This window comes from Algibacter sp. TI.3.09 (assembly GCF_038154905.1).
In the GTDB taxonomy this organism is placed as follows: Bacteria; Bacteroidota; Bacteroidia; order Flavobacteriales; family Flavobacteriaceae; genus Algibacter.
Map to the genome: position 1 here is coordinate 787,731 of NZ_JBAKAN010000001.1, position 13,696 is coordinate 801,426.

General features: G+C 32.1%; 14 protein-coding genes. 13 read left to right on the plus strand and 1 reads right to left on the minus strand.

Going from position 1 to position 13,696, the window contains the following annotated elements:
- Positions 1-48: 48 nt before the first annotated feature.
- Complete coding sequence (locus V6246_RS03025; protein ID WP_341558895.1) at positions 49-2,082, plus strand: VWA domain-containing protein; 2,034 nt, start codon at positions 49-51, stop codon at positions 2,080-2,082.
- 75 nt (positions 2,083-2,157) lie between these two features.
- Here V6246_RS03025 and V6246_RS03030 read toward each other — a convergent pair whose 3' ends face one another.
- Complete coding sequence (locus tag V6246_RS03030; protein ID WP_341558896.1) at positions 2,158-2,958, minus strand: universal stress protein; 801 nt, start codon at positions 2,956-2,958, stop codon at positions 2,158-2,160.
- A gap of 160 nt (positions 2,959-3,118) precedes the next feature.
- Here V6246_RS03030 and V6246_RS03035 point away from each other — a divergent pair, with 160 nt between their 5' ends.
- From V6246_RS03035 to V6246_RS03090, 12 genes are all read left to right on the plus strand, one after another.
- The gene (locus V6246_RS03035; protein WP_042495022.1) at positions 3,119-3,931 is read left to right on the plus strand and encodes a prohibitin family protein; all 813 of its coding nucleotides are present in this window, start codon (positions 3,119-3,121) and stop codon (positions 3,929-3,931) included.
- 335 nt (positions 3,932-4,266) lie between these two features.
- A complete protein-coding gene (gene hisG, locus V6246_RS03040) occupies positions 4,267-5,124 on the plus strand; it encodes an ATP phosphoribosyltransferase (protein WP_341558897.1) in 858 nt (285 codons plus the stop codon).
- Positions 5,125-5,175: 51 nt separating this feature from the next.
- Entirely contained in the window at positions 5,176-6,465 is a 1,290-nt protein-coding gene (hisD, locus tag V6246_RS03045) for a histidinol dehydrogenase (RefSeq protein WP_341558898.1), read from the plus strand.
- Positions 6,458-7,486 (plus strand): histidinol-phosphate transaminase, encoded by a 1,029-nt coding sequence (gene hisC, locus V6246_RS03050; protein WP_341558899.1) that lies wholly within the window; start codon positions 6,458-6,460, stop codon positions 7,484-7,486. The genes hisD and hisC overlap by 8 nt, the downstream gene beginning before the upstream one ends.
- Before the next feature lie 5 nt (positions 7,487-7,491).
- Positions 7,492-7,848 (plus strand): hypothetical protein, encoded by a 357-nt coding sequence (locus tag V6246_RS03055; RefSeq protein ID WP_341558900.1) that lies wholly within the window; start codon positions 7,492-7,494, stop codon positions 7,846-7,848.
- 124 nt (positions 7,849-7,972) lie between these two features.
- Complete coding sequence (hisB, locus tag V6246_RS03060; protein ID WP_341558901.1) at positions 7,973-9,112, plus strand: bifunctional histidinol-phosphatase/imidazoleglycerol-phosphate dehydratase HisB; 1,140 nt, start codon at positions 7,973-7,975, stop codon at positions 9,110-9,112.
- A gap of 75 nt (positions 9,113-9,187) precedes the next feature.
- Positions 9,188-9,769: an imidazole glycerol phosphate synthase subunit HisH gene (gene hisH / locus V6246_RS03065; protein ID WP_341558902.1), complete on the plus strand. Its 582-nt coding sequence runs from the start codon at positions 9,188-9,190 to the stop codon at positions 9,767-9,769.
- A gap of 271 nt (positions 9,770-10,040) precedes the next feature.
- Positions 10,041-10,769 carry a 1-(5-phosphoribosyl)-5-[(5-phosphoribosylamino)methylideneamino]imidazole-4-carboxamide isomerase gene (hisA, locus tag V6246_RS03070; RefSeq protein ID WP_341558903.1) on the plus strand — a complete coding sequence of 243 codons (729 nt, stop codon included), beginning with the start codon at positions 10,041-10,043 and terminating at the stop codon, positions 10,767-10,769.
- Positions 10,770-10,830: 61 nt separating this feature from the next.
- On the plus strand, positions 10,831-11,586 hold the full coding sequence (gene hisF, locus V6246_RS03075; RefSeq protein WP_042495030.1) for an imidazole glycerol phosphate synthase subunit HisF: 756 nt from the start codon (positions 10,831-10,833) through the stop codon (positions 11,584-11,586).
- Between the two features lie 42 nt (positions 11,587-11,628).
- The gene (gene hisIE, locus V6246_RS03080; protein ID WP_159020268.1) at positions 11,629-12,222 is read left to right on the plus strand and encodes a bifunctional phosphoribosyl-AMP cyclohydrolase/phosphoribosyl-ATP diphosphatase HisIE; all 594 of its coding nucleotides are present in this window, start codon (positions 11,629-11,631) and stop codon (positions 12,220-12,222) included.
- Positions 12,223-12,232: 10 nt separating this feature from the next.
- A complete protein-coding gene (locus tag V6246_RS03085) occupies positions 12,233-13,012 on the plus strand; it encodes a tRNA pseudouridine synthase A (protein WP_159020269.1) in 780 nt (259 codons plus the stop codon).
- 151 nt (positions 13,013-13,163) lie between these two features.
- On the plus strand, positions 13,164-13,670 hold the full coding sequence (locus V6246_RS03090; protein WP_341558904.1) for a Dps family protein: 507 nt from the start codon (positions 13,164-13,166) through the stop codon (positions 13,668-13,670).
- Positions 13,671-13,696 lie beyond the last annotated feature (26 nt).

Consider the following 13,696-nt stretch of genomic DNA (forward strand, 5'->3'; position numbering starts at 1 on the left):
CATTTCCTCGCAAGAGGGGATTTCATCAAAACACATCAAAATTTTTTAATGAGTTCAGAAACTCTATTATACATTATACTCGCTGGAATAGTAGCGCTTTCATTAGCTCTGTTTCAGTATATCAATAAAAGGAAAAGCATGTCTAAATTGAACATGCTTTTCGCTTTTTTGCGATTTATTAGTATATTTTCAATTCTTATTTTATTAATAAATCCAAAATTTAACCAAACTACGTTTACTACAGAAAAGCCAAACTTGGTTATCGCTGTAGATAATTCGAATTCAATAAAACATCTTAATCAAAGTGAAAAGGTTAAAACTTTAGTTGAAACAATTTCTAGAAATTCAGAATTGAAAGACAAGTTTAATCTTTCATTTTACACTTTTGGAGAAACCTTTAAAGCTTCTGATTCGCTTACTTTTACAGAAAAGCAATCGAACATCAATGAAGCCTTTACTCAGTTGTCGCAAATTTATAAAACAAGTAATGCACCAACAGTTTTAATTTCCGATGGAAATCAAACATTAGGGAACGATTATGAGTTTGCTAGCAATACTTATAAGCAACCTGTTTACTCAATAATATTAGGTGATACTATTACGTATGTCGATTTAAAAATCCAGCAGTTAAACGTCAATAAGTATGCTTATTTAAAAAATAAATTTCCAGTGGAAGCCATTGTTGTTTATAGCGGAAACTCTAATTTAACTTCTAAGTTTGTTGTAAAGCAAGGCAATGCTACTGTGTTTTCTCAAAATGTATCATTTTCGAAAAATAATAATTCAACACTTCTTAATTTTAATTTACCAGCTTCTCAAGTAGGCGTTAGTGCTTATAAAGCATATTTAGTTCCAATAGAAAACGAAAAAAATAAGGTTAATAATTACAAGAATTTCGCTGTAGAAGTTATCGATCAAAAAACCAATATTGCTGTAGTTTCTACGTTTTCGCATCCAGATTTGGGGAGTCTTAAAAAAAGTATAGAAAGTAATGAGCGTAGTACAGTTTCATTTTTTGAGCCAAATGAATTTATTTCAAAAATAAATGACTTTCAATTAGTTATATTATATCAACCGAATAATAAGTTTAAAGAGTTAATTGCTAAGTTGAATACTGAAAACAAGAATAGATTTATAATAGAGGGGAGTAATACTGATTTAGATTTTCTGAATAAAAACAATACAACTTACGATCATGAAATAACAGATCAAACAGAAAATTATCAGGCTCAGTTGAACTTAAATTATACGCCTTTTTTAGTAGATGATATTAATTTCGAAGCGTTCCCTCCATTAAAATCAAATTATGGATCGGTTGTTTTTTCGGTGCCGTTTGAAACTGTTTTATATAAAAACGTTAATGGTATTTCAACTCAAGAACCGTTGTTTGTAACTCTTGAAGCAGGAGGAAGGCGAGAAGCTATTCTCTTTGGTGAGAATATCTGGAAATGGCGTTCACAGAGTTTTCTGAATTCGAAATCGTTTAATCAATTTGATGATTTCCTTGGGAAGATTATTCAATACTTAGCTTCAAATAAAAAGAGAAATCGTTTAAATGTTGATTACGAATCTTTTTATAACGGGAGTGGAAATATTGTTATTAAAGCTGAGTTTTTTGATAAGAATTTTGTTTTCGATACGCGCGAAAGTCTTCAGATAAAGATAATTGATAAGCTTTCAAAAGAAGAAAAAACATTTCCTTTTATTCTTAAAAATAATAACTATCAAGTAGATTTAAGTAGTTTACCGCCTTCAGAATATAGTTTTACTGTTCGTACGTCAAAAGAAAATCTCTCGAAATCTGGTAGTTTTCAAATTCTAGAATACAATGTGGAGCAGCAATTTTTAAATGCTAATTCTAAAAAACTACAACAATTGGCTGTAAGTAGTAATGGTGAGAGTTATTTTATCGATAACCATGAAGCCGTAATCACCGATTTATTAAATGATGATCGCTATCAGTCTATTCAAAAAAGCCATAATACGAGTCGTCCGTTAATAGATTGGAAGTACTTATTAGCTGTTATCGCATTGGCGCTTTCTGCAGAGTGGTTTTTACGTAAATATAAAGGTCTCATTTAATTGAAAAAAAAAGCAGTAAATCTTCTTGGTAATTGAAGTTTTACTACTTTTTTTATATTAAAACTTTGAGTTGTATTATCCTCGTATAGACAATAATGGGATATCTAATCCAGAAGACATAATTCGTGTTTTACTTTTATGAATTAACGAAGACCAGAAGCCGTACTCGTAAGGCACCATAATTAGAACATCTGGCTTGTATTCTAGCATTTCGTTTCTTATTTCGTCTATAACAGCTTCAGATTGCACATTTTTATAAAAATAAGAGACTTCTTCTAGTGGCTTTAAAATTTCAACGTTGCTTTCTAATTCTGATATTTTATTATTTACATGAAACACTCTTAATTCAGCATCAAACTTTTTAGTAGTCTTCTTAATTTCTTTTAAAATGTTAGATGTTAATCCTTTATCCAAATCACAAGCGAATAAAATTTTGTCGATGCTTGTAAATTTTGCTTTTAACGGCACAGCCAAAATAGGAATCTCAATTTTATTAATAGCTTCGGATGTTGTACTACCTAGTAAATCGCCTTCTATGGTTTTTGTGTGCATGCCCATAATAATCATATCGGCATGATGTTCTTCAATAGCGCGTTGTAATTGTTTAAAGTATTCGCCCATGGCAAAATCTACTTTAATTTCAACGCCATAAGTTTCAGAAAGCTTCTTTGCGCGATTTTCTATTTTGGTTTTTGCATAATCTATAGATTGTAATATATTTTTGTAAGGCAATCTAGATTGCACCACGTGTATGGATAGAATATGTAAGTGAAAAAGCACCAATTTTGCTTTAACTTTTTTAGCGGTTTGTATAGCGTATAAGGTTGCGTTTTGGGCTTCTTCCGAGAAATCGGATGATATAATAATCGTTTTCATAATATGAAATTTTTAGGGTATAAAATCTATATTAAAATTAAGGATTTTAGAGGGAATTAGCTATAGTTTTAACACTTGATTTGTGCTGTCTATAATCGGTTTTTAATTCGTTAAAGCTGTTTAAATACCTTATCTTTGAGAACTAAATAAAAAATTAAATATGGAAAAATTACCAAAAATTGCATTTCCCTTTATTATTGGAATAATTGTACTAATTATAGTTGTATCAAAATCTTTAGTAACCATTGGTCCTGGTGAAGGTGGTGTTTTATTTGAGCCTTTAGGGGGTGGTGTTAATACGGAACATACTTATGGTGAAGGTTTTCATATTGTAGCACCATGGAATGATATGATTGTTCAGAAGGTGCGTCAACAATCTATTTCAGAAAACATGAATGTACTTTCTGTAAATGGTTTAGATATCACTGTAAGCGGAACAATTTGGTTTCAACCAGAGTTTAAAAACTTAGGTAATTTAATACAAACAAAAGGTGAAGATTATATTCGTGAGCTTTTAAACCCAGCGATTAATGCGGCAGCAAAAAGTGTTGTAGGGCGTTATACTCCAGAGCAATTATATTCTAGTAAAAGGGATATTATTGAATTAGAGATTTTGGAAGAAGTAAGAAACGAGTTAGACGGTCAGTTTGTAAATGTAAAACGTGTGCTTGTAGAAAACGTAAAACTACCAACTACTATTAAAGATGCTATTGAGCGTAAACTTAAACAAGAGCAAGAATCTTTAGAATACGAGTTTAGATTAGTTACCGCGAAAAAAGAAGCAGAAAAAGTAATTATTGAAGCGCAAGGTAAAGCTGATGCAAATAGAATTTTAAGTGCATCGCTTACAGATAAAATACTTCAAGATAAAGGTATTGAGGCTACAGTAAAATTATCTGAATCTCCAAATAGTAAAACTATTATTATTGGTTCTGGAGATAGTGGATTACCTATTATTTTAGGAAATCAATAATTAAATTGAACAGTATGGATTAAACAACGCAGTATTTTAAACCTTATTTTGAAGATTAATTAATCTTTTTTTAATAAAACTAAGGAAAGCATAAATATTGAAAATTTAATTCTGAATAATTTGGCGTTTTAAACATATATTTTGCATATTTGTAACGTTATAAAAACAAAAGACATGACTTTTATTCAAATCCATCATCATTTTCAAATTTGCTCTCAGGCGAAGTGAAAATGTATTGAATAAAATCAACATATATTTAAACCCGTTTGAGCCAATCAAGCGGGTTTATTTTTTTAAAACCAACGAGATTGTTTCAAACTCATAAACCAAATAAAATGAGTAACTTAAGAATTGCAGTACAAAAATCAGGACGTTTAAATGAAGACTCAATGGCGCTTCTAAAAGATATCGGTATTTCTATCGATAACGGTAAAGATCAATTGAAAGCTTCGGCTAAAGGGTTTCCTGTAGAAGTGTTTTATTTAAGAAATGGAGACATTCCTCAATATTTAAAAGATGGTGTTGTAGATGTCGCTATTATCGGAGAGAATGTTTTAATTGAAAAAGGAGAAGGTATCAATGTGGTTGAAAAATTAGGTTTTTCTTCATGCCGCGTTTGTATTGCTGTGCCTAAAGATGCCGATTATAAAGGTGTTAAAGATTTAGATGGTATGCGCATTGCGACATCTTATCCAAATACGGTGCAACAGTATTTAGAGAAAAATGGTATTACTGCAAACCTTCACATTATTAACGGCTCTGTAGAGATTGCGCCAAATATTGGTTTAGCCGATGCTATTTGCGATATTGTTTCTAGTGGAAGTACGCTGTTTAAAAACAATTTAAAAGAAGTTGAAACTATTTTAACTTCGGAAGCAGTACTTGCGGTTTCTCCAGTTCTAAGTGAAGAAAAGCAAGCTATTTTAGATACCATTCAATTTAGAATTCAATCGGTTTTAAAAGGAAGAAACTCTAAGTATGTGCTTTTAAATGCACCTAATGATAAGTTAGACGCTATTATTTCATTATTACCAGGCATGAAAAGTCCAACGGTATTGCCATTAGCGCAAGAAGGATGGAGTTCTGTGCACTCTGTAATTCCGAAAAACGATTTCTGGAATATTATTGAAGGCCTAAAAGCAAATGGCGCACAAGGTATTTTAGTTTGTCCAATTGAAAAAATGGTGCTTTAATTAATTTGTTTTTCTATTTCCGTTAAAACGGAAATCTCAAAATGTAAGAGTATGCAAATAATAAACAATCCAAATAAAATCGATTGGTCGGAAATTTTAAAACGTCCAACCCAAACGGTTAACGATATTGAAGGTACAGTAACACGTGTTTTTCAAGATGTCATCGCTAGAGGTGATGCGGCTATAAAAGAATATACTGTTCGTTTTGATGGTGTAGATTTAGAGTCGAATATCGTATCTACCGAAGAGATTGAAGCGGCTGTAAAAGTGGTTGCAGAACCACTTAAAAATGCGATTAAGAAAGCAAAACATAATATTGAAGCCTTTCATAAAGCTCAAAAAACAACTAAAGTTGAAGTAGAAACAACAAACGGTGTATCGTGCTGGCAAGAAAAAAGACCTATTGAAAAAGTAGGTTTGTATATTCCTGGCGGAACAGCGCCTCTATTCTCAACGGTTTTAATGTTGGCAGTTCCAGCACAAATTGCAGATTGTAAAGAGATTGTTTTATGTTCTCCTCCAAATAAAAAAGGGGAGTTGGCGCCAGAAATTTTATTTGCAGCGCATTTATGTGGTGTTACCAAAATTATTAAAGTTGGTGGTATTCAGGCTGTTGCTGGTTTAACTTTTGGAACAGAAAGTATACCTCAGGTTTATAAAATTTTCGGACCTGGAAATCAATTTGTAACCGTGGCTAAGCAATTAGCAACTAAACACGGTGTGGCTATAGATATGCCGGCCGGACCAAGTGAGTTATTAGTTGTTGCCGATAAGAGCGCAAATGCAGCTTATATTGCTTCAGATTTGTTAAGTCAAGCTGAACATGGTACTGATAGTCAGGTTATTTTGGTTTCAACTTCAAAAGATATTATTGAAAAGGTTTCTGGTGAAATTGAGAAGCAATTAGAAGTACTTCCGCGTAAAGCGATTGCAGAAAAAGCGATTGCTAATTCTAAGCTGATTTATGTTGAAAATCATGAGATTGCCTTAGAAATGATTAATGAGTACGGCCCAGAACATTTTATTATTTGTACTGAAGCTAATGACTTTTATGTTGATGGTATTCGCAATGCGGGTTCTGTTTTTATTGGTGATTATACACCAGAAAGTGCAGGAGATTATGCTTCGGGAACCAACCATACTTTACCAACTAACGGATTTAGTAAAGCGTATTCGGGTGTGAATTTAGATAGCTTTTTAAAGCAAATGACGTTTCAAAAAATATCTAAAGAAGGACTTTTAAATATCGGTGAAACTATTGAATTAATGGCAGAAGCAGAAGGTTTACAAGCTCATAAAAATGCTGTTTCTATCCGATTAAAAGATTTGAGAAATGATTAAGTTAAAAAATATAGTTAGAGATAATATATGGAATTTAAAGGCATATTCGTCTGCAAGAGATGAATTTAAAGGCACTGCTGATGTTTTTTTAGATGCTAATGAAAACCCATACGGGACATTAAATCGTTATCCAGATCCTCATCAAAAAGCGATTAAGGAAAAGCTGTCTGCTCTTAAAGGGGTAGAAACAAATCAGATTTTTGTTGGTAATGGAAGTGATGAAGTTATCGAATTGGCATTTCGTATTTTCTGTGAACCAGGAAAAGATAAGGTTTTAACCTTTTCACCAACTTACGGTATGTACGATGTATCTGCGAATATCAATAATATTGAGTTGATAAAACAGCCGTTAATTAATGATTTTCAGATCAGCCTAAATCAATTACAACCGTTTTTAGATGTTAAAGAACTAAAAATTATTTTTATATGTTCGCCAAATAATCCAACAGGAAACAATTTAAACCCCGAGGATCTTGAGTATATTTTAGAAAATTTCAATGGTGTTGTTATAGTCGATGAGGCGTATATTGATTTTAGTTCACAAGACTCTTTCATCAAAAATATTAATAAATACAATAACTTAATTGTTAGTCAAACCTTTAGTAAAGCTTGGGGATTGGCAGGTGTTAGAGTAGGGGTTGCTTATGCAAGTGAAGCCATTATTAATTTATACAACCGTGTAAAACCTCCTTATAATGTAAGTACATTAAATCAGGATGCGGTTTTAGATAGACTTAATAATTTAGAAGAAGTAAAGCATAATATTGATTCTATTCTTTCAGAAAGAACAAAATTAAAAAAGGCATTAAAAAAGCTTCCTTTAGTTAAAAAAATCTATCCAACAGATGCCAATTTTTTATTAATTGAAGTTGATAATGCCGATAAGGTTTATCAATATTTAATTGATGAAAAAGTTATTGTTAGAAATAGAAATACGCAAGTTGATAACTGTATTCGTATTACGGTTGGTACAATTGGGGAAAATGAAAGGTTGATAAAATCATTACTGAATATAAATTAAAGAGAATGAGTTACGATTTAGATTTTTGGAAATATAAAAAAGATATTTATCTAGATAATCAAGATACTTACGAAAAATGTTCTGACGATCAATTGATTGAGGGTTTAGAAGATTTAGAAATTGAGTCAATAATAAAGGATATTCAAGAAGAATATGTTGATTGGAAAATGAAAGAGAGTGATATTGATTTTGAAAACCCAGAAGGAAAAGGTGCTTTTCAAATATTTACTACAAAACAATTTATTCGTTTTGATTGTTATGGAATGGAAGGTGATGATATGAATAGGATAATAGAAGTAATGAGTAAATATGATTGTCCCTTATATGATCCACAGGTTCCTCAACGATATGACGGAAGATAAAAATGGAATTTAGTCAAGTATAGAATTTAAAACATATATAGGTTCCTAATGCAAATTTAAGAACATTATAAATAGAATAATAGATCCTGTGACAAGTTCAGGATTGATTAATTAAGTTAATTAGATGTGTAAAAAAGTACTTTTTATCGACAGAGACGGAACTTTAGTTTTAGAACCGCCAGTAGATTATCAATTAGATAGTTTGGAGAAATTAGAATATTACCCTAAAGTATTTCAATACATGGCTAAAATAGCTAGTGAATTGGATTACGAATTGGTAATGGTAACTAATCAAGATGGTTTAGGGACAGATTCTTTTCCGGAAAACACGTTCTGGGCACCGCAAAATAAAATTATGGATGCGTTTGCTAAAGAAGGCGTTGTTTTTGCAGATGTACATATCGACAAAACATTTCCTCATGAAAATGCAGTAACGCGCAAACCTAGAACCGGTTTATTAACAAAGTACTTTTCTGAAGATTACGATTTAGAAAATTCTTTTGTATTAGGTGATAGAATTACCGATATGGAATTAGCTAAAAATTTAGGGTCGAAAGGTATTTATTTGTCTGAAGATCCGGAATTAGGAGCAGATGAAATTGAGACTTCAAAACAAGAAATTTTAGACTGTATTGCATTAACAAGTAACGATTGGGAAGCTATTTATAATTTTTTAAAATTAGAAGATCGCGTTCAAGAAATTACGAGAAACACTAATGAAACTCAAATTTACATTAAGTTGAATTTAGATGGTTCTGGTAAGAATGATATTGATACGGGCTTATCGTTTTTCGATCATATGTTAGATCAAATTGGACGTCATGGCGCTATGGATTTAACAGTTAAAGTAGATGGTGATTTAAATGTAGACGAACACCATACCATTGAGGATACTATGATTGCTTTAGGTGAATTATTCAATAAAGCTCTAGGTAATAAATTAGGTATTGAGCGTTACGGATTCTGTTTACCAATGGACGACTGTTTAGCACAAGTTGCTGTAGATTTTGGTGGTAGAAACTGGTTAGAATGGGATGCGGAATTTAAGCGTGAGAAAATTGGTGATATGCCAACTGAAATGTTTTTCCACTTGTTTAAATCGTTTACCGATGGCGCAAAATGTAATTTAAATGTTAAGGCTGAAGGCATAAACGAACACCATAAAATTGAAGGTATTTTTAAAGCTTTCGCAAAAGCAATGAAAATGGCGGTTAAACGCGATTCTAATAAAATGTTTTTGCCGAGTACAAAAGGGATGTTATAGAATGTTTTTTTTGTTTTTAGTGAATGGTTTTTAATATAATCATGCAATAAACAATCAAAAACGAACAACAAGAAAATGAAATTAGTTATAATAAATTACGGAGCCGGAAATATAAAAAGCATACAGTTTGCTTTTAAACGCTTAGGTGTCGATGCTATTTTATCGAACGATCCTGAAGAAATTTTGGCGGCCGATAAAATTATTTTCCCTGGTGTTGGAGAGGCGAGTTCAGCCATGAAAATGTTAGAAGAGAGTGGATTGGCAAATTTAATTCCAAAATTAAAACAGCCGGTTTTAGGTATTTGTTTGGGTATGCAATTGATGTGTAAAACCACTGAAGAAGGCAAAACCAAAGGTCTTGGTATTTTTCAAACGGATGTAAAACGTTTTGATCATTCTGTAAAAGTACCACACATGGGTTGGAACGTGATTAAAGATTTAAAATCCGATTTATTTAAAGGTCTTAAAGACAACGAATACATGTATTTGGTACATAGTTATTATGCTGAGCATTGTAATGAAACCATTGCAAAAACCGATTATGGCTTAAATTATGCATCGGCTTTACAGCATAATAATTTCTATGGTGTACAATTTCACCCAGAAAAAAGTGGAACCGAAGGTGCTAAAATTTTACAAAACTTTCTAAACCTTTAATTTAAGATAAGTTAAAATTTCTTAGCGAGGTATGATAGAAATACATAGAAAAGGATAGTAAGAGATATTAATAGAATATCTTCAAATAAAGGAAATTGTTTTGCTGTCATTTGAGCAATTGCAATAGAAATAAATAATCGAAATGCTAAGTTTTTTATTATATTCATAAGTTTCAAATATAAAATATAATTTTAAACGCACTTTAGAATATAAAAAGAATAATTTTAAATAAACCTTGAGCTAATTTCAGGGTTGATTAACAAGTGAACTAATGAGAATAATACCAGCAATAGACATTATAGACGGGAAATGTGTTCGACTTTCAAAAGGCGATTACAGCACAAAAAAAATATATAATGAGCATCCTTTAGAAATCGCTAAACAATTTGAAGCTCATGGTATTGAGTTTTTACATTTAGTAGATTTAGATGGCGCTAAAGCTAGTCATATTGTAAATCATAAAGTTTTAGAAGAAATAGCTTCTAAAACGAGTTTAAAAATTGATTTTGGTGGTGGTTTAAAAACGGATGATGATTTACGAATTGCATTCGAATCTGGTGCTGGTCAAATCACTGGTGGTAGTATTGCGGTTAAACAACCTGATGTTTTTAAAAATTGGTTATCTAAATTTGGTGCCGACAAAATTATTTTAGGAGCCGATGCTAACAACGAAAAGATAGCTATTAGTGGTTGGTTAGAAGAATCTGATGAAGATTTAATTCCCTTTGTTCAAAATTATCAAAAAGATGGTGTGCAGTATGTTATTTGCACAGATATCGCTAAAGATGGTATGTTAGAAGGCCCTTCTTTCGATTTGTATGAAAAAATGTTAGCACAACTGCCAAATATAAAATTAATAGCAAGTGGTGGTATTTCAACGTTTGATGAATTACCGAAATTAGCCGAATTGGGTTGCGAAGGCACCATAATCGGTAAAGCCATTTACGAGAATAAAATAAGCTTAAAACAATTAGAGGATTTCATTTTAAATAAATCCTAATCCGTTTTTAGAAGGTCATTTATTGATAGTGAACAACTAAAAACCAACAACATTAAAAATAATGCTTACAAAAAGAATAATTCCTTGCTTAGATATTAAAAACGGTCGTACTGTAAAAGGTGTGAACTTTGTAGATTTACGCGACGCTGGAGATCCGGTAGAATTGGCAAAACAATATGCCGATGTTGGTGCAGACGAACTTGTTTTTCTCGATATTTCGGCGACTTTAGAAGGTCGTGGCACCACGTTGGATATGGTTTTACGTGTTGCAGAACAAGTGAATATTCCGTTTACAGTAGGTGGTGGTATTTCTTCTGTAGAGCATGTAGACGAGCTTTTACACTGTGGTGCAGATAAGGTATCTATAAATTCATCGGCAGTAAAACGTCCGGAATTAGTAAACGAGTTATCAAATAAATTTGGAAGTCAGTGTGTGGTTGTCGCTATCGATGCTAAACAAGTTGACGGACAATGGAAAGTGCATTTAGCTGGCGGAAGTATTCCAACGGATATTGATTTATTCGAGTGGGCAAAAGAGGTTGAAACACGTGGTGCAGGTGAAATTTTATTTACATCAATGAATCACGATGGTACAAAAAATGGTTTTGCTAATGAAGCTTTAGCTAAATTATCAGAAAGCTTGAATATTCCAATAATAGCATCGGGAGGTGCGGGTAATGTTCAACATTTTATTGATACCTTTGAAATCGGAAAATCGGATGCAGCTTTGGCTGCTAGTGTTTTTCACTTTGGTGAAATTCCAATTCCTGAATTAAAGAAAGAATTAAAAGCAAATAATATCGAAGTACGACTTTAGTCGTCATGCTGAATCTAATTCAGCAACCTATAAAATTTTATTATGACTATTAAATACGACAGTAACGGACTAGTGCCTGCAATTATTCAAGATGCAACAACAAAAAATGTTTTGATGTTGGGGTATATGAATGCTGAATCTTACGAGAAAACTTTAGAAACTAAGACAGTTACTTTTTTTAGCAGAAGTAAGCAACGTCTTTGGACTAAAGGTGAAGAAAGTGGTAACTTTTTAAACGTAGTCGATATTAAAAACGATTGTGATAACGATTCTCTTTTAATACAAGTAAATCCTGTTGGGCCTACCTGCCATACCGGAACTGATACGTGTTGGAAAGAAGAAAATAAATCTAATTACGGGTTCTTTTCAACGTTAGAAGATGTCATTACAGAACGTGTTGCTAATAAGGATACTCAAAAATCTTATGTAGCGAGTTTGTTTGCAAAAGGTATTAATAAAGTGGCACAAAAAGTAGGTGAGGAGGCTGTAGAAACGGTTATTGAAGCTATGGATAATAACGATGAGTTATTTCTATATGAATCTGCCGATTTAATGTTTCATTACCTCATGTTGCTTCAAGCTAAAGGCTTCACATTAAAGGATATTGAAAAGGAATTAATAGGTAGACACAAGTAAAATATTCCTTTTGAAAAAGTATTTTTATTTAATTACCATACAATATTTGGGTTATCGTTTTCATGGTTGGCAAAAACAGCCGAACGTGAAAACGTTGCATTTAATGGTGGATAGAACGTTTAATTTTATCCTAGAAGGTAAACGTTTTAAGAGTTTAAGTTCGGGTAGAACAGATGCTATGGTGTCTGCAGAATGTGCTGCAATAGAGCTCTTTTTATTCGAACCTATTGAAGATATACCAGCTTTTTTAGAGCTTTTTAATCGTAATTTACCGCAAGATATTCGCGCCTTAGAGATTAAGGAAGTTGATGCCAAATTCAACATTATTCAAAGCTCTAAAATTAAAGAATACTTATACTTATTTGCACATGGCGAAAAGTGTCATCCTTTTTGCGCACCTATAATGACAACGATTCTTGATGAGTTGGACATTGAACTCATGAAAGAAGGAGCTAAGTTGTTCGAAGGCGAAAATTATTTAAAAACTTACTGCTACAAACCTACCGATAATGGAGTTTACACCCGCGAAATTATGCTGTGTGAATTGGTAGAGAACACTTTATATACAGCCAACTATTTTCCTGAAAAAACATATATCCTTCGTGTACAAGGCAAAGGCTTTATGCGAAATCAAATCCGTTTAATGATGGGGACACTTATAGATTTAGGAAAAGGCAAGCTATCACTTCAAGATATAAAGGATAGTTTAAAACCTGATAACGATATTAAGATGAATTATATCGCTCCAGCATCGGGTTTAATACTAAAAAACATTGATTTTATAGATTAATTTATAATCTTTTCTTCTTAATAATTTTAACTTTTTGGGATTTATTTAACATAATTTAAGTTAAATAAATCTTAATACCGTTAAAGCCTGTTAAAGGCCTTGACATTTTTTATATAGCCATTATATTGGGTGGGAACACAAACAATAAATTATGAGCTATTTAAAAATGAATGATGAGGACTTATTACCCGTGGTGGTAGAAATGAATATTTTATTAGCTGACTACCACGTTTACTATCAAAAATTACGAAGCAATCATTGGAATATAGTTGGAAGAAATTTTTTCGATTTACACGAAAAATTTGAGTCCATGTATAATGATGCTCGCGTAAAAATTGATGAAATCGCAGAGCGTATTTTAACGCTACGTTATCACCCAATGAGTCAAATGGAAGATTATCTTAAATCTTCAACTATAAAAGAAAAAGCCGTGCTTAAATCCGATCGCGCTATGGTTTTAGAAACCTTAAACGATCACAAATTACTTTTGGAACAAATGGGAAAAGTAATGGAGAAAGCAAATGCAGCTACCGATGAAGGGACAGCCGATTTAATTGGTGCCTATATTCGAGAACTCGAGAAAACGAGTTGGATGCTTGAAGCTTGGACAAAAAAGCCTTCTGAGGTTGCACATCCCGAAGTTGTGGAGGTGATGTAAGTTTTGTTAATTTTCCTTAAAAATTA

What these genes read in the sequence shown, in the direction of transcription:
- hisH (WP_341558902.1), top strand. Translation starts at nt 9,188, where the DNA reads ATGAAATTAGTTATAATAAATTACGGAGCCGGAAATATAAAAAGCATA.
- hisIE (WP_159020268.1), top strand. Translation starts at nt 11,629, where the DNA reads ATGACTATTAAATACGACAGTAACGGACTAGTGCCTGCAATTATTCAA.
- hisC (WP_341558899.1), top strand. Translation starts at nt 6,458, where the DNA reads ATGATTAAGTTAAAAAATATAGTTAGAGATAATATATGGAATTTAAAG.
- hisF (WP_042495030.1), top strand. Translation starts at nt 10,831, where the DNA reads ATGCTTACAAAAAGAATAATTCCTTGCTTAGATATTAAAAACGGTCGT.
- hisG (WP_341558897.1), top strand. Translation starts at nt 4,267, where the DNA reads ATGAGTAACTTAAGAATTGCAGTACAAAAATCAGGACGTTTAAATGAA.
- V6246_RS03035 (WP_042495022.1), top strand. Translation starts at nt 3,119, where the DNA reads ATGGAAAAATTACCAAAAATTGCATTTCCCTTTATTATTGGAATAATT.
- hisB (WP_341558901.1), top strand. Translation starts at nt 7,973, where the DNA reads ATGTGTAAAAAAGTACTTTTTATCGACAGAGACGGAACTTTAGTTTTA.
- V6246_RS03055 (WP_341558900.1), top strand. Translation starts at nt 7,492, where the DNA reads ATGAGTTACGATTTAGATTTTTGGAAATATAAAAAAGATATTTATCTA.
- V6246_RS03090 (WP_341558904.1), top strand. Translation starts at nt 13,164, where the DNA reads ATGAGCTATTTAAAAATGAATGATGAGGACTTATTACCCGTGGTGGTA.
- V6246_RS03025 (WP_341558895.1), top strand. Translation starts at nt 49, where the DNA reads ATGAGTTCAGAAACTCTATTATACATTATACTCGCTGGAATAGTAGCG.
- hisD (WP_341558898.1), top strand. Translation starts at nt 5,176, where the DNA reads ATGCAAATAATAAACAATCCAAATAAAATCGATTGGTCGGAAATTTTA.
- hisA (WP_341558903.1), top strand. Translation starts at nt 10,041, where the DNA reads ATGAGAATAATACCAGCAATAGACATTATAGACGGGAAATGTGTTCGA.
- V6246_RS03030 (WP_341558896.1), bottom strand. Translation starts at nt 2,958, where the DNA reads ATGAAAACGATTATTATATCATCCGATTTCTCGGAAGAAGCCCAAAAC.